The sequence below is a fragment of the Pseudomonas sp. LARHCG127 genome (assembly GCF_052871455.1).
Genome location: NZ_JBIXJT010000001.1, coordinates 488,902 through 510,555, shown reverse-complemented (window position 1 = coordinate 510,555; position 21,654 = coordinate 488,902). Strand labels below are relative to the sequence as shown.

At 60.6% G+C, this 21,654-nt stretch carries 19 protein-coding genes and 1 tRNA gene; 5 read left to right on the top strand and 15 right to left on the bottom strand.

Features of this window, described 5'->3' with window-relative positions:
• Positions 1-8 precede the first annotated feature (8 nt).
• The 3 genes from ACIPQ1_RS02340 to ACIPQ1_RS02330 all read right to left on the bottom strand — a co-directional run bounded on the left by ACIPQ1_RS02340 (position 9) and on the right by ACIPQ1_RS02330 (position 3,174).
• Positions 9-935 carry an AEC family transporter gene (locus tag ACIPQ1_RS02340; RefSeq protein WP_095962579.1) on the bottom strand — a complete coding sequence of 309 codons (927 nt, stop codon included), beginning with the start codon at positions 933-935 and terminating at the stop codon, positions 9-11.
• A gap of 183 nt (positions 936-1,118) precedes the next feature.
• Positions 1,119-2,003 (bottom strand): LysR family transcriptional regulator, encoded by an 885-nt coding sequence (locus ACIPQ1_RS02335; protein ID WP_095962578.1) that lies wholly within the window; start codon positions 2,001-2,003, stop codon positions 1,119-1,121.
• A 160-nt stretch (positions 2,004-2,163) separates the two neighbouring features.
• Positions 2,164-3,174, bottom strand: coding sequence for a GlxA family transcriptional regulator (locus ACIPQ1_RS02330; RefSeq protein ID WP_095962577.1), 1,011 nt, complete (start codon positions 3,172-3,174; stop codon positions 2,164-2,166).
• Positions 3,175-3,411: 237 nt separating this feature from the next.
• Here ACIPQ1_RS02330 and ACIPQ1_RS02325 point away from each other — a divergent pair, with 237 nt between their 5' ends.
• Complete coding sequence (locus tag ACIPQ1_RS02325; RefSeq protein ID WP_446533507.1) at positions 3,412-4,302, top strand: MBL fold metallo-hydrolase; 891 nt, start codon at positions 3,412-3,414, stop codon at positions 4,300-4,302.
• A 312-nt stretch (positions 4,303-4,614) separates the two neighbouring features.
• A complete protein-coding gene (locus ACIPQ1_RS02320; RefSeq protein ID WP_043042093.1) occupies positions 4,615-5,898 on the top strand; it encodes an O-acetylhomoserine aminocarboxypropyltransferase/cysteine synthase family protein in 1,284 nt (427 codons plus the stop codon).
• 368 nt (positions 5,899-6,266) lie between these two features.
• Here ACIPQ1_RS02320 and ACIPQ1_RS02315 read toward each other — a convergent pair.
• From ACIPQ1_RS02315 to ACIPQ1_RS02290, 6 genes are all read right to left on the bottom strand, one after another.
• Positions 6,267-6,342 (bottom strand) — tRNA-Gly (locus ACIPQ1_RS02315).
• 63 nt (positions 6,343-6,405) lie between these two features.
• Positions 6,406-6,966, bottom strand: a complete 561-nt coding sequence (gene pgsA, locus ACIPQ1_RS02310; RefSeq protein WP_018608070.1) for a CDP-diacylglycerol--glycerol-3-phosphate 3-phosphatidyltransferase — start codon at positions 6,964-6,966, stop codon at positions 6,406-6,408.
• 32 nt (positions 6,967-6,998) lie between these two features.
• Positions 6,999-8,822, bottom strand: a complete 1,824-nt coding sequence (gene uvrC / locus ACIPQ1_RS02305) for an excinuclease ABC subunit UvrC (RefSeq protein ID WP_446533506.1) — start codon at positions 8,820-8,822, stop codon at positions 6,999-7,001.
• A 2-nt stretch (positions 8,823-8,824) separates the two neighbouring features.
• Positions 8,825-9,466 (bottom strand): response regulator transcription factor GacA, encoded by a 642-nt coding sequence (gacA, locus tag ACIPQ1_RS02300; protein WP_003200277.1) that lies wholly within the window; start codon positions 9,464-9,466, stop codon positions 8,825-8,827.
• 127 nt (positions 9,467-9,593) lie between these two features.
• Positions 9,594-10,028: a GNAT family N-acetyltransferase gene (locus ACIPQ1_RS02295; RefSeq protein WP_446533505.1), complete on the bottom strand. Its 435-nt coding sequence runs from the start codon at positions 10,026-10,028 to the stop codon at positions 9,594-9,596.
• A 10-nt stretch (positions 10,029-10,038) separates the two neighbouring features.
• On the bottom strand, positions 10,039-10,797 hold the full coding sequence (locus ACIPQ1_RS02290; RefSeq protein ID WP_446533504.1) for a carbon-nitrogen hydrolase family protein: 759 nt from the start codon (positions 10,795-10,797) through the stop codon (positions 10,039-10,041).
• Between the two features lie 615 nt (positions 10,798-11,412).
• Between ACIPQ1_RS02290 and ACIPQ1_RS02285 the strand changes: the two genes are divergently transcribed.
• Positions 11,413-12,486 carry a 3-deoxy-7-phosphoheptulonate synthase gene (locus ACIPQ1_RS02285; protein WP_446533503.1) on the top strand — a complete coding sequence of 358 codons (1,074 nt, stop codon included), beginning with the start codon at positions 11,413-11,415 and terminating at the stop codon, positions 12,484-12,486.
• 210 nt (positions 12,487-12,696) lie between these two features.
• On the opposite strand, the gene hcnC is transcribed toward ACIPQ1_RS02285, so the two are convergent.
• The 3 genes from hcnC to hcnA are packed head-to-tail and all read right to left on the bottom strand — an operon-like array spanning position 12,697 to position 15,678.
• Positions 12,697-13,956, bottom strand: coding sequence for a cyanide-forming glycine dehydrogenase subunit HcnC (gene hcnC, locus ACIPQ1_RS02280; protein ID WP_250961655.1), 1,260 nt, complete (start codon positions 13,954-13,956; stop codon positions 12,697-12,699).
• Positions 13,949-15,358 carry a cyanide-forming glycine dehydrogenase subunit HcnB gene (gene hcnB / locus ACIPQ1_RS02275; RefSeq protein ID WP_446533502.1) on the bottom strand — a complete coding sequence of 470 codons (1,410 nt, stop codon included), beginning with the start codon at positions 15,356-15,358 and terminating at the stop codon, positions 13,949-13,951. Before hcnB ends, hcnC begins: the two co-directional genes overlap by 8 nt.
• Positions 15,355-15,678, bottom strand: coding sequence for a cyanide-forming glycine dehydrogenase subunit HcnA (gene hcnA, locus ACIPQ1_RS02270; protein WP_411387494.1), 324 nt, complete (start codon positions 15,676-15,678; stop codon positions 15,355-15,357). Before hcnA ends, hcnB begins: the two co-directional genes overlap by 4 nt.
• 276 nt (positions 15,679-15,954) lie before the next feature.
• On the opposite strand from hcnA, the gene ACIPQ1_RS02265 reads away from it, so the two are divergent.
• Both ACIPQ1_RS02265 and ACIPQ1_RS02260 read left to right on the top strand, forming a co-directional pair.
• Positions 15,955-16,638, top strand: a complete 684-nt coding sequence (locus tag ACIPQ1_RS02265) for a response regulator transcription factor (protein ID WP_053122824.1) — start codon at positions 15,955-15,957, stop codon at positions 16,636-16,638.
• A complete protein-coding gene (locus ACIPQ1_RS02260) occupies positions 16,616-18,001 on the top strand; it encodes a sensor histidine kinase (protein ID WP_446533501.1) in 1,386 nt (461 codons plus the stop codon). The genes ACIPQ1_RS02265 and ACIPQ1_RS02260 overlap by 23 nt, the downstream gene beginning before the upstream one ends.
• Before the next feature lie 181 nt (positions 18,002-18,182).
• Here the strand turns inward: ACIPQ1_RS02260 and ACIPQ1_RS02255 are convergent, their stop codons facing one another.
• The 3 genes from ACIPQ1_RS02255 to ACIPQ1_RS02245 all read right to left on the bottom strand — a co-directional run bounded on the left by ACIPQ1_RS02255 (position 18,183) and on the right by ACIPQ1_RS02245 (position 21,522).
• Entirely contained in the window at positions 18,183-18,428 is a 246-nt protein-coding gene (locus tag ACIPQ1_RS02255) for a DUF1652 domain-containing protein (protein WP_053185383.1), read from the bottom strand.
• A 240-nt stretch (positions 18,429-18,668) separates the two neighbouring features.
• Positions 18,669-20,153 (bottom strand): helix-turn-helix transcriptional regulator, encoded by a 1,485-nt coding sequence (locus ACIPQ1_RS02250; protein ID WP_411387217.1) that lies wholly within the window; start codon positions 20,151-20,153, stop codon positions 18,669-18,671.
• Positions 20,154-20,238: 85 nt separating this feature from the next.
• The gene (locus tag ACIPQ1_RS02245; RefSeq protein ID WP_446533500.1) at positions 20,239-21,522 is read right to left on the bottom strand and encodes a Zn-dependent hydrolase; all 1,284 of its coding nucleotides are present in this window, start codon (positions 21,520-21,522) and stop codon (positions 20,239-20,241) included.
• Positions 21,523-21,654: the final 132 nt, after the last annotated feature.

Sequence of the window (21,654 nt, the reverse complement as noted above, 5' to 3'; positions counted from 1 at the left end):
ACTGACACTCAAATCCACCGGGCCATCACAAGGATGACCGCTGGAAGTGCTAATCCTGCCAGCATGGTCTGGCAAGCGATGATCCCAGCCATAAGGGGGGCGTCTCCCCCTAATTGCCTTGCCATGATGTAGGAGGATGAGGCTGTGGGCAGTGCCTGGAATAGAAGTGCTGCAACCGCGGCCTTTCCTTCAAGTTCGAACAGGTGGCACGCCCAAAGCGTAACCAGTGGCATGATTAGAAACTTGGTCAGCGACGAGTAACCCACCGGGCGAAACCATTGCCTTATGCTTCCGAACTCAAGCGCAGCACCAACGCAGAGCAATCCGAGTGGCAGTGACGCTTGTCCCAAGGCCTTGAGCATCGGCTCAATACCGACAGGCAGTCCCCAGCCCGAGACCTGGACCAATCCGCCGGCGAAGCACGCGAGTATCAGTGGGTTCAATGCCAACTGCTTGAGGACTTTGCTAAATGGCATCCTGCCGGCTGATCCGTACTTCGCGAACACCATTACGCACAGAATGTTCACACTGGGCACTATGGCCGCATTCGCGACCGCTGCCAGGGCTATACCCTGCACACCGAACAAGCCCGCGGCTGCCGACACGCCTACGTAATTATTGAAACGTATTCCCCCCTGAAAAACCGAAGTGAACGCAGCATCGTCCATGGTGATCAGCGACTTCGCGCCCAACAACATTAGCGATACCACCACAGTCGAGAATACGAGCACCGAAACCATGCTTTGATAGGGCACGCCATCAAGGTTCGCGGTCGCCAGTCCGTGAAAGAAAAGAGAAGGCAGCAACACGTAATACGCCAAGCGCTCTGCCTGTGCCCAAAAAGTATCCATCAGAAATTGACGACGCTTGAGCCACGCGCCCAGGACGATCAGTAGTGCGATGGGTAACAAGGCAGTCAACAAGGAAAGGGTCATACGCGTGCCTTGGTTTTTTGTGCCGACGGTTTACATCCCACAATCAGTCGGCTCATCAGCGGCATGCCTACGGTAGGTCCAGTGATCATGGTGCCCTTAAGAACTCACTTGAATGAGGACCACGATAAGAGGTCGGACTCCAAAATAAAAACGTTTTAAACTTCAGCAATCAACAAGTACTACTCATGGTTTGCCGAGCAACGAATGCGCTTTCACCGCGTTCGCCAGGGCCCCTGCCAGTCGCCCAAGCGGACGATCTTCGCGCTCCAGCAATACCACGCGCCTGGTTTTTTGAGGCATGCCGAACGGCTCGACGGCCAGTGTCGTCAGGCTTACGACTTGATGTTCGGAGAGTGGAATGATGGATACGCCCAGCCCGCTTGAGACCATCTGGATAATCGCATCCTGGCTATCCAATTCCATGCTGGTCTGCACGCGCAGCCGCATAGCACGAAGCTCTCGCTCAATGGTACGACCTGCCCAGGCGCGACGATCAAATCGAATGAATGGCTGGCTTTTGAGTAGAAGCTTCAAGTCCTCATGCGCGTGTGATGTTGGCGCGATGATCCAGAACCCTTCCTCGTAAAGTACGGTGCTTGCGAGGCCGTAAGGGTGTGGCTTCACCGGCTCCGTGGTGATCGCAACGTCAAGCTCGCCCGCCTCTACGCGCGTGGCCAACTCAGCGGACATTCCCGACGCAACAGTGATGCGCAGGTGAGGATGCTCAGCACGCATTGCCGACAACGCGAGGGGCAACACGCTCGCCAGCGCTGTATGAATGGCACCGATTCTGAGCCTGCCGCGCAACTCAGTGTCGCCTCCAATCTCGGAGGAGATCCCGTCGTATAAGGCTAGAATTTCTCGCGCGCGCTCAACGGCAATATGGCCTGCATCCGTCAGCACCGGCAACCGTCGTGAGCGGTCAAACAGGAGCGTATTGAAATCCTCCTCCAATGACCGAACATGAAGGCTGACCGCTGATTGGGTCAGGTGCACGGCGTCCGCTGCCCGAACAAAAGAACCGTATTGGGCAATGGCAAGCAGTGTTCGAAGCGCGCGTAATGACATGGCCATTCATCCTGCAAATTGATGGCCGAGCTTACCAGTTGGGCAGGCGCATGGTTTGGATGAAGCCTCGTTCCTGCCTGGTGATGGTCGCGCGCTTTATACCGGAGTGACCGTGGATTTCTAAGAGCGATAATGACTGAAGCTTTGCGGTTTCAGTCATTTAGCTAGACAGTCCGGCAGTGTGCTCACTGTCGCTCGTCTTTCGGACCGGGCTCATGTCACGACAAAACATTCGCCTGTACTCAGACGGCGAGGTGCCGAGCTGAACGCCGAATTGTTGCCTCAAGGATAAGGGGGTGCCAAACCCTGCTTCACCCGCCACACACTCAATGGGCAGGTCAGTCGTTTCCAACAGTTCCTGCGCCCTGACAACGCGCTGGGCATTCAACCATTTAGAGACGGTGCTGCCGGTAGCCTCCCTGAAGCGCCGAGTGAAAGTGCGCCGACTCATCTTTGCCCTGTCCGCCAGGACGTCGAGCGTCAGGTCACTGGACAGATTCATCCGAGCCCATTCCAGTACATCAGACAAATGCGTCTCTCTAGATAGGTGCGGCACAGGATATTCTATGTATTGAGCCTGTCCTCCCTGCCTATGTGGCGGTGTGACCAGCATTTTCGCGGTGCGATTCGCGGCCTCGGCTCCAAGTCGTTCGCGAACCAAATGAAGGCAACAATCAATTGCCGCCACGGTTCCTGCTGACGTCACGATATTCTCAGCGCTGACATAAAGCACTTCTGGCCTGAAACGAACATTTGGGAAGCGTCGCGCAAACTCGTCTCGAGCAGTCCAATGCGTGGTCGCTTCTTTGCCATCAAGTAGCCCGGCATCTCCAAGCACGAATGCGCCTAGACACAACCCAACGATGAGCTTTCCTTCGGAATTGGCGAGTTGAAGCGCTTTCACAAGTTCGGCAGATGCACAAACCGCTTGATCCCCCCACGCAGGGATGATGATCAGGTCAGATGCCGCCATCAATTCCAGGCCCTGAGTGACCTCTAAACCGAGGCCTTGATCGCTTGCCACCATTCCCGGCGTCTCTGCGCAGTATTTGATCTCGTAATGAGGTTCGCCAGGCGCGGACTGAGTTGCCCCCAACACCATCCCGGGTACAGAAAGATGGAACAGGCTTACGCCATCAAAAGCCAAGACAGCAACACGTATGGAATGCATCAGGTAGCCTCGGTTTGGCCCAATGGGCTTGTCGTTACGCTCGCAGGTATCTGGGCGCGCGCCCTCGGTTAAATGCTTGGCAGAGGCTGAATTGAGCTGTCGCCTCCCCCTCTTTCCGTTCTGGAAACGAAAAACTGATTGGCCCGATTATATCGAAATATGTCATTCAGGCCACTGTCAGCCTTGAAAGCATTCAGCAAGAATGAAGCCTTGAGGTACCAACTGGAGACTGAATTCATGAGTTTTAAAACGCTTCGCGTTGCACTAAGCATGGCTTGCGCAGCCGCGACCACGTCGGCATTCGCGGGCACAAATGCCCCAACGGCACCTGACGCGTCCCCTAAAATGGATCTACAGCAAGTTCGTAACGCGACGGCCAAAATCACCTACGGTGAAACGACATTCCTGATCGATCCGATGCTCGCCAAAAAGGGCGCTTACCCGGGATTTGAAAATACCTACCGCAGTAACCTTCGAAATCCATTGGTTGATCTGACCGAGTCACCTTCTGAGGTTATCGCCGGCGTCGACGCAGTGATCCTCACGCACACGCACCTTGATCACTGGGACGACGCCGCGCAAAAAGCCCTACCTAAAGACATCCCTTTATTCACTCAACATGAGGACGATGCGAAGCTGATTCGTTCACAAGGCTTCAAGAATGTGCGCGTCCTGGAAGGCGACGCTGAATTCGGCGGCGTCAGAATTACGAAAACCGGTGGTCAACATGGCACAGATGAAATGTATGCCGTGCCAGCCCTGGCAAAGCCGTTAGGTGAAGCCATGGGGGTGGTCTTTCAAGCGCCAGGCTACAAGACCCTTTACCTTGCCGGTGACACGGTCTGGCGTAAAGAGGTAGACCAGACCATTGAGAAGTATCACCCCGAAGTGATCGTACTGAATGCAGGCAAGGCAATGATGACCGGATATGAGGGGTCGATCATCATGGGTGAGGAAGATGTTCTACGCGCCGCTCAGGCTGCGAAATACGCGAAGATCGTCGCCGTACACATGGATGCAATCAATCACATGTCCCTGACTCGTCAAGAACTGCGCACCTATGTCAAGAAGCACGGTATTGAGAACCGTGTAGCGATTCCGGAAGACGGCGCTTCACTGGAGTTCTGATTTATTGTGCCCCAGTTGACGCTGGTTTACCGACGCAAACAGCTCGACCCAAGAAAATGTCATCACGTTGTTTCCTTACGGGTAACTGATCTCAAGCAGCAGTTGGATGCCCTTGATTCCGGGTGTCGACTAGACTCTAGGGCCCTTCGGGGCCCTTGATTTCAATTGTTTCCCAATAGACAAGGGGGGGCGTAAACCCCTACGGTAGATTTCGACTTACCAGGTCAAAGCGCTCAACGATCGGCATAATCGACTTCGAGAGGATCTTAATGCCGCAAAATCCAGAATAATTTAAAGGGATCAATACCAATCATGAAAGATGCCACCATCGCACTGCACCATGGCTTCACGTCGGACCCGACCACCAAGGCTGTCGCAGTGCCTATCTATCAGAATGTTGCCTTCGAATTCGATAACGCCCAACACGGCGCCGACCTTTTCAACCTGGACGTGCCGGGCAACATTTACACCAGAATCATGAACCCCACCAATGATGTGCTGGAACAAAGGATGGCCGCCCTCGAAGGCGGCGTGGCAGGGCTGGCCGTATCGGCCGGCAGCGCGGCAATCCATTATGCGATCCAAACGTTAACCCGCGCAGGTGACAATATCGTCACCACTCCACAGCTCTATGGCGGCACCTACACTCTCTTCGCACACCTGTTGCCAAGCTTTGGCGTGGATGTGCGTTTTGCCCGAGATGACTCTGCCGAGGCTATCGCCGAACTGATCGACGACAACACCAAGCTGGTGTACTGCGAAAGCATCGGCAACCCGGCGGGTAACATCATTGATCTCGAAGCCTTGGCTGAAGCTGCTCACACCCGCGGCGTACCGCTGATGGTCGATAACACGGTGGCTACGCCTATCCTGTGCAAACCGATTCAGTTTGGGGCGGATATTGTTGTGCATTCCGTGACCAAGTACGTCGGCGGGCATGGCAACTCCCTAGGCGGTGTGATTATCGACAGCGGCAACTTCCCCTGGACCCAATACCCGGAAAAATTTCCCAGCCTCAACCAGCCCGAGCCGGCGTACCATGACGTGATTTATACCGAGAAGTTCGGGCCCGCCGCCTTCATCGCGCGCGCACGCACAGTGCCATTGCGCAACACCGGCGCGGCACTGGCACCCATGAACGCGTTCCTGCTGCTGCAAGGCCTGGAAACGCTCGCGCTGCGCATGGAGCGTCACACCGACAACGCCCTGAAAGTTGCGCAATTCCTGCAGAGCCATGCTGAAGTGGAATGGGTCAGCTACGCCGGCCTCCCGGACCATCCTCATCACGCACTGGCACAAAAATACATGCAGGGTAAACCGTCGGCGATCCTATCGTTTGGTTTGAAGGGCGGCTATGACGCAGGCGTGCGCTTCTATGATGCTCTGCAAATCTTCAAGCGACTGGTCAATATCGGTGACGCCAAGTCGCTTGCCTGCCATCCGGCCTCCACTACCCATCGGCAAATGAACCAGCAGGAACAAGCAAAGGCTGGCGTGAAGCCCGAAATGATTCGTCTGTCGGTAGGAATTGAGGCGATTGAGGACTTGATCGCTGATTTGCACCAAGCCCTGGGGCCAACTCAACGTCGAGGCTAGTCGTCGCCGCGACGATACGCGTTCCTGAGTATGACGAAGGCATCCGAAAAAATCCGGCTCGAGCGTCCTGACGCTTACGGCCGGATCCGGGTTTCAACTGCGACCTCGGGTGACAAAGCAATCGAGTGCGGAAATTCGGGAGCATAGCCAGGAAAGTCGTACAACCCAGGTTGAAAGATCAGGCGACGGGAACAGCCATGTACTCAATTTTTGATGAAATCGGGTCGCCTGTAATTGAATTTTGGATGAACTAATCGCGTGGTTTTGAGCAGGCCGATTTTAAGAAATGGTGAACACAAAAAAAGCGACCCTGAGGTCGCTTTTTTTGTGTTTCGATGTAGTTCAGAAGAACTACAAAGAACAATATTTGGAGCGGGAAACGAGACTCGAACTCGCGACCCCGACCTTGGCAAGGTCGTGCTCTACCAACTGAGCTATTCCCGCGTCTTGGTGTGGCGCATTCTATAGATTCAGATTACGCCGTCAACCCTTTGATTCAAAAAAGTTTTATTTCGGCTCCACATCCGTCCGCAGATGCGGCCAGGCGGCGCGCAGGTATTGGACCATCGACCACAGCGTAAGCCCTGCGGAAACCAGCAACAGCGCATAGCCCAACAGCACCCAGAAACTGAAATCCGAAGGGTTGGCCAGCAGGATCACCAGGGCGAGCATCTGCGCGGCGGTTTTCCATTTGCCGAGGTTCGACACCGCGACCTGGGCGCGGGCGCCCAGTTCGGCCATCCATTCACGGAGCGCCGAGACGACGATTTCGCGGCCGATGATCACCGCCGCCGGCAAGGTCAGCCAGAGGTTGCCGTGCTCTTGCACCAGCAGCACCAGGGCCACCGCGACCATCAGCTTGTCGGCCACCGGATCGAGGAAGGCACCGAACGGCGTGCTCTGCTCGAGGCGTCGGGCCAGGTAACCGTCCAACCAGTCCGTCGCGGCGGCGAAGGCAAAGACCGAGGCGGAGGCCACGTAGCTCCAGTGGTACGGCAAATAGAACAGCAAAATGAAGATCGGAATGAGCAGGACGCGTAGAACGGTAATCAGATTTGGGATATTCATCGGCACAACTGGCTGCGAGGTTGACGGGCATTCTACTCGCTGTGCAGGTTTGCATAAATCGACTCAGCGAGCTTTTTACTGATACCGGGTGCTTTGGCTATCTCCTCGATGCTGGCACGAGACAGTTCCTGCAATCCACCAAAATGTTTCAACAAGTCGCGACGGCGCGTCGGGCCGACGCCTGCCACACCTTCCAGTGTAGACGTACGGCGCGTCTTGCCGCGACGGGCACGGTGGCCGGTGATGGCGAAACGGTGGGCTTCGTCGCGGATCTGCTGGATCAGGTGCAGCGCCGGCGAATCGCCCTTGAGGGTGAATTCATGGGCGGCATCGTTGAGATACAAGGTCTCGAAACCGGCCTTGCGCGTCGCGCCCTTGGCCACGCCCAGCAGGATCAGGTCGGGCACCATCAGTTCATTGAGCACATCGCGGGCCATGGACAACTGGCCCTTGCCGCCGTCCACCAGCAAGATGTCCGGCAACTTGCCCTCCCCGTCCTTGAGCTTGCCGAAGCGCCGCATCAACGCCTGGTGCATCGCCGCATAGTCATCGCCCGGCGTGACGCCTTCGATGTTGTAGCGGCGGTAATCGGACTTGATCGGGCCCTCCGGACCAAACACCACGCAGGACGCCACGGTCGCCTCGCCACTGGAATGGCTGATGTCGTAGCACTCCAGTCGCTGCGGCGGCTCGTCCAGGTTGAGGACATCGGCCAGGGCCTCGAACCGCGCCGCCACGTGCTGCCGGTTGGCCAGGCGCGCGCCCAGGGCCTGCTCGGCGTTGGTCACGGCCAGTTGCTGCCAACGGGCACGGGTGCCGCGAACGCGATGGCTGATGGTCAGTTCACGACCGCGAAGCTTGTCGATGGCTTCGATCAGGGCCGGGAAATCGTCATGGACCACATTGACGATCAACTCGGCAGGCAAGTCGCGCTCCGGACTGCTGATGTAGTACTGGCCCAGGAAAGCCGCCATGACCTCGGCCACGTCCTCCTCGATACCCACTTGCGGGAAGAAGTTCTTGCTGCCCAGCACGCGACCGCCCCGCACGCTGATCAAATGCACGCAGGCGCCGCCCGGGTTGATGAACGCGGCGATTACGTCAACGTCACCGCTGCCACCTTCCATGCTTTGCTGGTCCTGCACGCGGCGCAGCAGGCCGATCTGGTCGCGCAGTTCCGCGGCCCGTTCGAACTCAAGGTTGACCGCCGCCTCCTCCATGGCCGCCGACAGTTCATCGGTCAGCGCATTGCTGCGGCCTTCCAGGAACATCACCGAGTGACGCACGTCCTCGGCGTAGACCTGCGGCTCGACAAACCCCACGCACGGCGCCTTGCAGCGCTTGATCTGGTATTGCAGGCAGGGCCGGGTGCGGTTCTTGTAGTAGCTGTCTTCACACTGGCGAACGAAAAACGTCTTCTGCAACAGGCTGAGGCTTTCACGAATCGCCCCGGCGCTGGGATACGGGCCGAAATAGCGACCCTTGGCCTTTTTCGCGCCCCGATGGATGCTCAAGCGCGGAAAGGCCCCATCGGACAAAAACACGTAGGGGTAGGATTTGTCGTCGCGCAGCAGGATGTTGTAAGGCGGGCGCCATTCCTTGATCAGCGTCTGCTCGAGCAGCAGCGCCTCGGTTTCATTGGCGGTGATCGTCGTTTCGATTTGCGCGATGCGCCCCACCAGGGCGGCGGTCTTCGGCGCGAGGCCGGTCTTGCGAAAGTAACTGGCCAGGCGCTTCTTGAGGTTCTTGGCCTTGCCGACGTAAAGCAGGCGCGCCTCACTGTCGAACATGCGGTACACGCCGGGGCGACCGCTGCAAGTGGAGAGGAACGCGCTGGGATCAAACAATTCAGTCATGTTCAGGCGCTGGCATCGACCATGCCGTGGCGCACCGCCAACAGTGTCAATTCGACGTCACTGCTGATCGAAAGCTTCTCGAAGATACGGTAACGGTAGGTGTTGACGGTTTTAGGCGACAGGCACAGCTTGTCGGAGATGATCTGTACCTTCTGGCAACCGACAATCATCAGGGCAATCTGGATTTCCCGCTCCGACAGTGCGTCGAAGGGCGAATCGTTGGTTGGCTGGAACGACTTGATCGCCAATTGCTGGGCGATTTGCGGGCTGATGTAGCGCTGCCCGGCAAAAACCAGACGAATGGCCTGGACCATCTCGTTCAAGCCAGCGCCCTTGGTGAGGTAGCCCGCCGCGCCCGCCTGCAACAGCCGGGTGGGGAATGGGTCCTCTTCACAGACGGTCACTGCGACCACCTTGATGTCCGGGTGACTGCGCAGCAGCTTGCGCGTGGCTTCCAGGCCGCCGATGCCGGGCATCTTGACGTCCATCAGCACCACGTCGGGCTTCAATTCACGCGCCTTGATCAGGGACTCTTCCCCGGATTCAGCCTGGCCAACTACCTGCAGGCCATCGATGTCAGCCAGCATTCGTGTAATGCCCGTACGGACGAGATCATGGTCATCGACCACTAACACCCTAATCAAGCAGACACCTCACGATTTGGTCTTATTTGGGTTGCACGACACCTTAGCAAAAAAGCATCCCGCAGACCTAGCGCCAAGGGACAGATAAAAGTTACAACGCATCTTTATCGGCACGGTATCCGAGGCTTCAAGCACCGGCGTCTCGCTGCATCCTGAGGAAACACTCGTCCTCGCCGACGACCCGCAGGCCCATGCGTTCATACAACGCCCTGGCCGGATTATCCTTGAATACCGTCAGGCGCAGCGCCGGCCGACGCTCCAGCCTCACCAAGTCCCAAACCTGTCCGATCGCCCAGGTACCGGAGCCCTGTCCGCGAAACGCCTGGTCAATCTGCAATTCGCGAATGTACAACGCCCGGGCATCACGGCTGAGGCTGACAAAACCCAGCGCCTGGCCTGCCCGGCTGATGATCCAGTTCTGGCGAATGATCCAGGCCAGGTCGAACGCTTCGTCCTGCCAGAGCAAATCATGCCTGAGGTAATAAGCAAGCATGTTGTCGCAGGTCAGTTGCCGGGCGAAGTCGATATCCCCGTTCGTTGCGGCACGCCATTCGAAACTCATGAATACCTCGTTAAAGCACTGCCACCGGCATGACTTGCCCGGCCCAGCCGTTGGCGTCGCGGCGAACAATCACCAACCACTCGCCCGTGCCCGGTGCTGCCACGAGCAGCGAACCGTCCGGCCCCCAAATGGCGCTGCGGCCAGCCGATTCCCAACCGCCCGTGACGCCGCCATGATTCGCCATCAGCACGGTCATGGCGTGATGCCGGGCATAGCCTTGCAACAACGTCGTATCCGGCACGTAGCCACCCTCGGTGATCAACACCCCCGCGGCATACAGCGTCGCGCCCTGCCCGGCTGCCGCGGCCGCATGGCTGGCATGGGAAAAATCGGCACACACCGCCAGTGCGATGCGATCCTGCCCCATCGCCAGCATCGAGCCACCATGGCCCGGGGCGAAGGCGACTTCTTCCCCCGGGTGCAGGTGCTGCTTGCTGTACACCCCGAGGGAACCGTCGGCGCCGAGCACCAGCGCCCCGATCAACACCGGGCCGTCCGTCGACAGCCGAATCGGCATGCCCACCACTGTGGTCAGACCGAGCGCTTGCGCCAAATCACGCAGCGGTTGCAGTACGGCATCCTCCGGCAGAACCGCCAGGTCTGCCGCCAGGCCACGTTCGTAACCGGTGAGCGACAACTCAGGAAAGACCAGCAACTGCACCCCCTGTTCAGCGGCGGCCTGCATGAAACGCTGATGGCTCGCGAGGTTGGCGCGAGTGTCCCCCGCAATGGAAATCGACTGGGCGGCGGCGAAGGTTGGAACGGTCATGGTTCATCCCTGGAAGGCGGTGCAAACCTGAAGTGTGTCATAAAGCCCTGCGGACTCAAGCCAGGACGAACACTTACATGTCCTCGATAGAATTTTCTGATTGAACCGGCGCCCCGCCCTCTAGTAAGCTCAGGGCCATTCATCGGAGACAGACCATGTTCGACGCCCTATCACCGCTTAAAACCGCCAGCGCCCCGCGCTCGGTTGCGGCTGCCCGGGCGAACAGCGTTCAAACTCCGGTCAGCTTTTATTTTGGGTATTGGTTTAGCCACTGGCGCGCCTGATACCCAACCGGCGCCCACTTTAAACGGGTCGCCTTCCAGAGTTTTCCAAACCCCCGGTCGGCCTCCCGACCGGGGGTTTTGTTTTTTCGGCTCCAAACATTTTCAGCACCCGACAACTTGAGGATTGAACCATGAACTACGCCACTTATTACCGTTACGACAGTTTTTCCGCCTGGCGATTTACCAGCCACCGTTCGGGACAGCCTGCCGCCTCCGATCGGTCACCTACCGGTGGCAAGCCTCAATTGCGGGCCCATACGGCCAATTGTCGAACACCCCACTAGGACCGGCGCGCGGGAACGAACCCGCCACCCGTCCAGGAAGCCAAATCATGAATTCGTCCGTCTCCGCTTTGCCGCTGTCCACGCTCAATCCTGCCAACGAAGCCCTGACCCTGCGTCTGCCCAGCTCGTTGCAACTCAAGCAGCAATTGCCGCTCAGCACCACGTTGAGCCACCAAGTGAGTGCCCATCGCCAGGCCATCCGCGCGATCCTCGACGGTGAAGATGCCCGCCTGCTGGTCATCGTCGGCCCCTGCTCGATCCACGACCCGAAATCCGCCCTCGAATACGCCGCCAACCTGGCTCGCCTGGCCCACGAAGTGAGCGACAGCATGCTACTGGTCATGCGCGCCTACGTGGAAAAGCCCCGCACGACCGTCGGTTGGAAAGGCCTGGCCTACGACCCTGGCCTGGACGGCAGCGATGACATGGCCGCCGGCCTGACCTTGTCCCGGGCGCTGATGCGCGACGTACTCCAGTTGGGCCTGCCCGTCGCCACCGAACTGCTGCAACCCATGGCCGCCCATTACTTCGATGACCTGCTCAGTTGGGTCGCCATTGGCGCGCGCACCACCGAATCGCAGATCCACCGGGAAATGGCCAGCGGCCTGGGCATGCCGGTAGGGTTCAAGAACGGCACGGACGGCGGAGTCGGCATCGCCTGCGACGCCATGCGCTCTGCCGCCCACCCCCATCGGCATTTCGGCGTCGACAGCCAGGGGCATCCGGCGATCATCCAGACGCCGGGCAACCCCGACACCCACCTGGTGCTGCGCGGCGGCCATCGTGGGCCGAACTATGACCGCCAGAGCGTCACGCAGATACACCACGACCTGACCCGCCTGAAAATACCGGCGCGCATCATGGTGGATTGCAGCCACGCCAACAGCGGCAAAGACCCGTTGCGCCAGCCCCAGGTGTTCAATGACGTGCTGGAACAACGGCTGCAAGGGAACCGTTCCCTGATCGGCATGATGCTCGAAAGCCACCTGTTCGAAGGCTGCCAGCCGCTGGGCCCGTCGATGCGCTACGGCGTCTCGATCACCGATGGTTGCCTGGGCTGGGAGTCCACCGAGCAGCTATTGCGTGAGGCTCATCGCAAGCTGCATATAGGCACTGACTGACCTGACGCCATCGCGAGCAAGCTCGCTCCCACAGGACTCTGCGGTGTACCAGGATTTCAGGTACACCACCGCCCCCCCTGTGGGAGCGAGCTTGCTCGCGATAGCGGTATGTCAGGCGACATTGATGTTGACTGATACGACGCCATCGCGAGCAGGCTCGCTCCCACAGTTTTTGTCCCCGGGTGGCTGCTGGCTATGTGCGGCGATTGCTCAGGCCAGCTCCACTTCCCTGGGCTTTACCGTCGGCGCCACTTCGAAGCGGTCCGCCAGGAACGGCGTGATGTCCAGTGGCAGGGGTTCGTTGTTCACCAGTTTATCCAGCAGCACCCCGGTGATGGCCGAGGTCAGGATGCCGGTGCGAAAATGCCCGCAGGCGTTGAGGTAGCCCGCCACTCCGCGCATCGGCCCCAAGATCGGCAACTCATCGGGCGAACCCGGGCGCAGGCCGGCCCAGGTTCGTTTCAGATTGATGTCGATCAACTGCGGGATACAGCGCACCGCGCCTTGCACCAGCCCTTCGATCTCCGGATATGTCGTGGTCACGTCGAAGCCTTTGTCTTCCGTGGTGCTGCCAATCAGGATTTCGCCGTTGTCTTTCTGCGCCACATAGCAGTCGCTGGTGGTCAGGCAGCCGTTGAGGATTTTCGGCATGCGCTCGGTCAGCAGGATCTGGCCCTTGACCGGCTTGACCGGAATCCGCACGCCAGTGGCCTGCTCGCTCAGGTCCGCCGCCCAGGCACCGGCGGCGTTGATCAGGGTTCGGCAGTTGAACGTCCCCGCCTCGGCGGTTTGCACCCCGGTCACCCGCGTGCCGTTGCGCAGCACCTCGGTCACATGGGTATTGAAGAACAGGTCGACGCCGTTCTGTCGGGCGCCTTCGGTGTAGGCATCGGCCAGGCGGAACGGACTGACCTGGTGATCGCAGAGAAACTCCAGCGCGCCCAGGGCCTCATGGCTGACATTCGGCTCTGCCGCGCGCAGGGCCGCCTGGTCGAGCCAGCGCACCTGGTCTGCCAGGTGGGGAATGCAGGCGACGATGTGCTCAGCGTACGAACGGTCTTCCTCGTCGTAGATCACGAACTTGAGCCCGGTCTCCTCGAACTTGAAATCCATGCCGTGACGGTCGATCAATTCGCGGTGCAACTGCGGATACATTGCGTTGGATTGCAAGGCGAAATCGAAGAACGACTGGGGCAGGATGTGCGGGGTGCTGGCATCCACCGCCACAGCGGCGCCCTGGGTCTGGCGCTTGCGGTTGGCCGACATCATGCGAAAGAAGATCACCCCGCACCCCAGGCCCACCGACTCACCGATGGCCCACAGCCCACCCGCCGAAGCGCGGGTCGCGTTGCCGGGGCGCTTGGCGTCGATCAAGGCGATCTTCAGGTGTTTTCGCTTGGACAGTTGATAGGCGCACGAAGCCCCGATCACACCACCTCCGGCGATGACCACGTCATAGTCCTTAATCATGGGAAACGGCCTCCGTGGCGACGTTCTGGAACGCTGAAAAGGGAATCGGATCGATCGGAAAACGCGGCCTCAGCCAACCGACGTCGGCGCGACCGGTGGCTTCGCGCAAGCGGTCGCTGCAATAGCCAACGCACATCCGCCCCTGGCAATCGCCCATGCTCACGCGGGTGCGCATCTTCAGGCTGGCCATGTCCTGCACGCCTTGCGCCAGCGCCCGGTCGATGTCGGCGCGGGTGGCGTGTTCACAGCGGCAGATCACCGTGTCGGCGGCCGGCAAGGCGGTTTGTCCGGCGCCACGCTGGGTGTAGCGATCCACGGCGGCGCGAAAGCGAATGATCCGCTGCAGTTGCGCCTGGTAGCGTTCCCGCTGGGCCAGGGCCTCGGACGGATCGAGTACGTTGCGTTGCATCAGGATCGACAGCGCTGCGATGCGCCCGCTGAGCATGGCCGCTTCACCGCCGCGAATCCCGCCCATGTCGCCGGCCAGGTGAATGTGCGCTTCGCTGCTTTGCTGCCACGCATCGGACACCGCCCGCAAATAGCCGTCCTCGCTGAAACCGTGCTCCAGGCCCATCTGCTGGCTCAATTGAGTCCGCGGGATAAAGCCGTAGCCGACCGCCAGGGTCTGGGCCGGCACCTGTTCGACGCGTTTGAGGTCGGGTTCCCAGGTCGTGGAGTAAGGCGCGACGGTGACGTGGCTCAACTCGCCCTCGCCGTCAGCCTGTACCACGCCCCAACCATAGCGCACCGGAATGCGATTGAGCTTGAGGTAGGCCAACATGCTCAGGCCATCGAGGAACAGCTGCGGCTTGTTCAGCAACGCCAGGCTTTCCTTGGCGATCCGGCCGAATGCGCAGGCTTCGAAGACCCCCGCCACCGCAACGCCCGAAGCGTGCAGTTGGCAGGCTACCAGCGGCAGCAACGGGCCGGTGCCGGCGATCACCACCGGGCTTGGCGGCCTGACCACGCCGCTCTTGATCTGCAATTGCAGGCCGCCGAGCATCATCACCCCCGGCAACGTCCAGCCAGGAAACGGCACGCTGCGTTCATGACAACCGGCCGCCAGGACCAAATGGGAATAAACGACCTCCCCCAGACGCTCGTCGGCATCCAGCAGCATCAGCGCCCGGAAGCCTTCGGCGCCGATGACCCGGCTGCTTAATCGCACCTCGATCAGGCCGGCGTGTTGCTGGAATTCACCGTGGAGTTTCTCCAGGGCGTCACTGTAGCGCGACCCCAGGTAGTCGAGGCTGACGCCATCGCGCAGCGGCCCGCGATACACGACGCCACCGAGGCGCGGCGCTTCTTCGAGCAGTGTGCAACGAACCCCGTGGGAGGCCAGCTCGATGGCCGTTGCCATGCCCGCCGGCCCACCGCCGACAATCACCGGATCCAGGCTCATGGCGCCTCCGTCTCGGTGATGCGGTTGACCCGGGTTTCGATCTGCATGCCAGGGCGCACCAGGGTCTGGCAGGCACGGCGCTTGTGGCGACCGTCGATCTTGACCAGGCAGCACTGGCACACACCCATGCCGCAGTAGGCGCCGCTGACCTGGTCGTGGTCGTTGCGGGCGACCTGGCGTTGCCCCAGGGACTGGATGACGGTAAGGACGGTTTCCCCGCGGGCGGCGTTGACGACTTGCCCGTCCAGGCGCACCGTCATGTCGGCGCGGGTCAACGGCTGGATATCGAATGTTCGGCGTAGAACGTCTTGAGGTTGCATCATGCTGCTCTTCCTTGAAGGTTCAGTGAAGTTTCGGCTCCTTGCGGCACACATTCACCGGTTCGCGTCGGCACCCGGCAACAGCGCACCGAAGCGGGGCAACAGACGCGACATGATAGTGCGCACGAAATTCATGTTAGGGATTATTTGTGACCAAGTGTTGATCCAGGCCAGCGAATCGGTGTGCCGGTCCATGAACTTTTTTTCAGGAAGCCGACAGCTGATTTTTGGCAGAATGCTGCGCAATCGCTCCAATTTCTCTACAGGGTACCGCCCATGAACCGCATCCTGACCATCGAAGACGACGCCGTGACCGCTCGTGAAATCGTTGCCGAGCTGACCCGCAACGGCCTGGATGTCGATTGGGTCGACAACGGTCGCGAAGGCCTGGAACGGGCAGTCAGCGGCGACTACGACCTCATCACCCTCGACCGCATGCTGCCCGAACTCGATGGCCTGGTGATTGTCACCACCCTGCGCACCATGGGCGTGGCCACGCCGATCCTGATGATCAGCGCCCTCTCCGATGTGGACGAACGCGTGCGTGGCCTGCGGGCCGGCGGCGACGATTACCTGACCAAGCCGTTCGCCACCGATGAAATGGCCGCCAGGGTCGAAGTGCTGCTGCGGCGCAACAATGGCACCCGCGAGCCGGAAACCGCGCTGCGGGTGGCCGACCTTGAGCTGAACCTGATCAGCCGCGAAGCCAGCCGCAACGGACAACTGCTCAGCCTGCTGCCCACCGAATACAAGCTGCTGGAATTCCTGATGCGCAACAGCGGCCAGATTCTCTCGCGCATGATGATCTTCGAGGAAGTCTGGGGTTATCACTTCGACCCCGGCACCAACCTGATCGACGTCCACATCGGCCGCCTGCGCAAGAAAATCGACCCGCCGGGCCTGGAACCGCTGATTCGCACGGTACGGGGTTCCGGCTATGTCATTGCTGAACCCCGCTAAGGGCTGGCGCTCCTCCAGCAGCCGTCTGCTGGCGCTGTACAGTTCGCTGTTCGTGATCTGGAGCGCGATCCTGATGGGAGTCATGTATTACGAAGTGTTTGGCTACCTCGACAGCCTGGCCAAGCACTCCCTGATGCAACGCCAACACCTGTTCGCGCGGATCCACGGCGACCAACTGGAAGACGCGCTCATGGCCAGCCTGACGCTGGACGAGCGCGGCGTCGATGCCTACGGGCTGTTCGATCCGCAATTGCGCCATTTGAGCGGACCGATCCAGCGGGTGCCCGCCGACCTGCCGCTGGACGGCAAGATCCACATGCTCGGTGGCTGCGTCGACTCCGATCAACCGGGCGTGCCTTCCGACAGCTGCGACGCGGTGGCGACCCGGACCCAGGACGGTCGCTGGCTGGTCCTGGCCCGGGACAACGGCTCGCTGTTCGCCGTGACGCGGATCATCTTGCACGCGCTGTTCTGGGGGGTATCGCTGACGATCCTGCCGGGCGTCGCGGGTTGGCACCTGTTGCGCCGCCGACCGCTGCGGCGGATTCGCCAGTTGCAGGCCAGCGCCGAAGCCATCGTCGCCGGCGACCTGACCCATCGCCTGCCATTGTCGAGCCGGCGCGATGAGCTGGACATGCTGGCGGCGATCGTCAATGCCATGCTCGAACGCATCGAACGCTTGATGAACGAGGTCAAGGGTGTATGCGACAACATCGCCCATGACCTGCGCACCCCGTTGACGCGCCTGCGCGCCCAACTTTATCGCATCCAGCAGCAAGCACCGGACGGCTCCGCCGAGGCTTTGCAGATGGACCAGGTGCTCGCCGAGACCGACACCCTGATGGCGCGGTTTCGCGGTTTGTTGAGGATTTCCGAACTGGAGGACCAGCAGCGGCGCTCCGGCTTCGTGCGCCTCGATCCGTTGCAGCTACTGCAAGAACTCCATGATTTTTACCTGCCCCTGGCCGAGGAAGGCGAACTGACCTTCATCCTGGAGGCGCCCGACGCCCTGCCCCTGCTCAACGGCGACCGGGCCTTGCTGTTCGAGGCTGTGTCGAACCTGTTGAGCAATTCCATCAAGTTCACTCCGCCGGGGGGCACCGTGATCCTGCGCGGAGTCGATCAGGGCGACAGCACGCGCATCGAAGTGCTCGACTCCGGCCCGGGCATCCCCGAGGCCGAGCGCAAGGCCGTGTTTCGCCGTTTCTATCGCGCCGAGGGCAGTAGCCAGCACGGCGGATTCGGCCTGGGTTTGTCGATCGTCGCGGCGATCGTCAATCTGCATGGGTTCACGTTGGAAGTGGGCAGCAGCGAGCACGGCGGCGCGCGGTTGGTGCTCGATTGCCGGGCGACGTTGTTGTAAACACAGGGCTGGAGCAGCCCCTGTGGCGAGGGAGCTTGCTCCCGCTCGGCTGCGAAGCAGTCGCAAAACCGATGGATAGGGTTTGGCTTGCGTGTGCATCCGACAGATATTGGGGCCGCTGCGCGGCCCAGCGGGAGCAAGCTCCCTCGCCACTGGGTGTGGTGTGCCAAATCTTTAGTTATCAGGGCTCACTGCGATGCGGCGGGGTGTTTTGCAGCTCGTAGCGCAGCTCATCGATCAACTTGGCGATGCTCTCTTCCGAGCGGACGCTGTCGACACTCATGCCGCTTACCACCAGGTCTACCTCACCGCTTTCACGGTGATACAGGCGCACGGTGAGGGTGCCATCGCCATTGAGGCTGCATTCGCAGGCCAAGGGCGTAAAGCTTTCTTCAAGGCGGGCACGCAAGGGGGCCAGATGGGTCATACGATGCACCTCAGCCCCGGGGGCGCAAATGAACGGTAGACAGCTCCGACCTCCTGGTCCGCATAGACATCCTGTCGCTCACGTATGGGGTTCGTTCATAGCACATTGAGGCGTATTCCTTGAGTGTTTCGTGGGGGACGCGGCATCACGGAGGATGTCGCACACTCACAGCCTAAGGAACAGCCCCCCCTTGCAAAACCTGAATTTGCACCAGCATACCCGGTGCATTTGCACTGGCTATCATGGTGCCTTCATTCGCCATTCATTGGCGAACAAACCCCGCTCCCGCGCCCAGACAATCGCCTCGCTGCGGCTATGGACATCCAGTTTCGAATACAGTGTAGCCACATGATTGCGCACCGTATTAGGCGCAAGCTTCAGGCGCGCGGCGATTTCCTTGTCGGCCAGCCCCTCACAAATGAGCCCCAGTACATCACGCTCCCGGGCCGTCAGCTCGGTGAAGGATGCGCTGGGCACTTGGGCATTGATGCTCTTCACGTTGGCCAGCTTTTCAATCAGGGTCCGGCTGAACCAGGACGCGTCCTTCATCACCTCCTCGATCGCCGCCACCAGTTCCAGTTCCGAGCGCTTGCGTTCGGTGATGTTCATCAGCACCAGCAAGTAGCAGGGCTTGTCCTGGATGAGCACCGTGTCGGCAGCGACCTCACAATCGATCAGTTCGCCGCCTTTCTTGTGCACCTTGACGTCGATGCTCGAGACAGCGGCGGCCTTTTCCAGCCGGGCAAACAGCGCGACGCTGGCGGCCTTGTCGAGGAAACCGATTTCCTCCACGGTTTTACCCAACAGCTCTTCGCTGGCGTAGCCAGTGGTCTGGAGAAACGCTTCGTTGATCTCCAGCAGCTGTTGTTCGGCGCTGCACACCAACGTGGGCACGGGTGACAGGCGGAACGACTTGGCAAAGCGCTCCTCGCTCTGGCGCAACGCCGTCTCTGCCTTGCGGCGCGGCTCCATGTCCATGAAGGAAAACAGCATGCAGTCTTCGTCATGCAGGTCCAGGGGCTGGCCGGCGACGATCACCTGCTTGCTGGTGCCATCGGGCAACTTCAACTCAGCCTGCATTTGCGGAATGGTCGCGCCCTGCCCCAGGCGCTCGATGGCCAGGTCACGCTTCTCGGCGGCTTCGAGCACATCCAGTTCGTACACCGAACGCCCGATCACCTGGTCGCGGCTATAGCCGGTCATCTCCAGGAACCCGGGGTTGACCTTGATGTAGCGCAGGTCGCTGAGACGACAGATCACCGCCGGCGCCGGGTTGGCCCCGAAGGTCTTTTCGAAACGCTGCTCGGCGCTGGCCCATTCGGTGGCATCGCTGAGGATCAGCACGAGCAGTTCCGGCTCACCATTACGGTCGGCCAGCACCATGCTGCGAATCCGATGCACCCAGGTGCGATCCGGGTCGGCCTTGGGCGTAACCTCCACCAGCACATCGCTGAACTCATCGCCACGGGCCACCCGGGCGATGGGGTAGTTGTCGTCGGTCAACGGATGGTTGTTGCGGTAACGCAACTGAAAACGCCGGGCGTATTGCCGGGCCGTGGTGCCCAGCTCATTGAGGTCCTCGACGCCGTGCATGGCCAACGCTGCGGCGTTGGCCCAGGCAATGGTCTGGTCGACCTCGATCAACATCACCCCGTCGGACAGCCCGGCAATGATCTGCAGCAATTGACGACGGTTGGTATCGGTGGTCGGGACTTGCTGATTCATTGGGTCTCCATGTGGTCAGTAGGTTTCAAGCATGGATGCGCTGAAAGTTACGACCACATGGCTTTGCAATAGTGCATCGGCCCCCTCACGCCGCCATACGTCCCTCGGCAATCGCCTGGGAGGCGGCCAGCATCGCTCGCAGCAGCACTGCGCAACCGGCGGCGAGGTCGTCCGGGGCGGCGTTTTCGATTTCGTTGTGGCTGATGCCACCTTCGCAGGGCACGAAGATCATTCCGGCCGGGCCCAGTTCGGCGAGGAAGATCGCGTCATGGCCGGCACCGCTGACGATGTCCAGGTGGGACAGGCCCAGCCCTTGGGCAGCGCCGCGGACGGCGTCGACGCAGCCCTGGTCGAAATACAGCGGCGGGAAGTCGGCGGTGGGTTTCAAATCGAAGGTCAGGCCGTGTTGCCGGCAGGTGTCTTCGATCACCTGCTTGACCTCGGCGATCATCGAATCCAGGCGCGCCGGTTCCAGGTGACGGAAATCCAGGGTCATGCGCACCTCGCCGGGAATGACGTTACGCGACCCCGGATAGGCTTGCAGGCAACCGACCGTGCCGCAAGCATGGGGTTGATGACCGAGGGCTGCGCGGTTGACGGCACCGACGATGATCGAGGCGCCCACCAGGGCGTCCTTGCGCAGGTGCATCGGGGTCGGGCCGGCGTGGGCTTCGACGCCACGCAAGGTCAGGTCGAACCACTTCTGCCCCAGGGCACCCATCACCACGCCGATGGTCGTGCCCTCATCCTCGAGGATCGGCCCCTGCTCGATGTGCGCCTCGAAGTACGCCCCCACCGGATGCCCGCTGACCTTGCGCGGGCCGGCATAGCCGATGGCGTTGAGCGCCTGGCCCACACTGATGCCTTCGGCGTCGGTCTTGGCGAGGGTTTCTTCGAGGGTGAATTTCTCGGCGAACACCCCGGAGCCCATCATGCACGGGGCGAAGCGCGAGCCTTCTTCGTTGGTCCAGACCACCACCTCCAACGGTGCTTCGGTTTCAATGTTCAGGTCATTGAGGGTGCGCAGCACTTCCAGCCCGGATAGCACACCAAAGCAGCCGTCGAACTTGCCGCCGGTGGGTTGGGTGTCGATGTGGCTGCCGGTCATCACCGGTGGCAGGTTCGGATTGCGCCCGGGGCGACGGGCAAAGATATTGCCCACCGCATCGATGCTGACGGTGCAGCCCGCCGCCTCGGTCCATTGCACGAACAGGTCGCGGGCCTGGCGGTCGAGGTCGGTCAGGGCCAGCCGGCACACGCCGCCCTTGACCGTGGCGCCGAGCTGGGCCAGGTCCATGAGCGATTGCCACAGGCGGTCGCGGTTGATGTGCTGATGGGTGGATTGCAGGACGTCGAGGGCTGCGTTCATGGGGATCTCCTTCAGGCAGTTATCTCATTTCGACGCGGTCCAGTGTGGGAGCGGGGGGGGGGGCGGGAGGGGGGGGGGGGGGGGAGAGGAGGTGGTTTGTTAGAAAACCCACAACACCCCACACCCCCACAC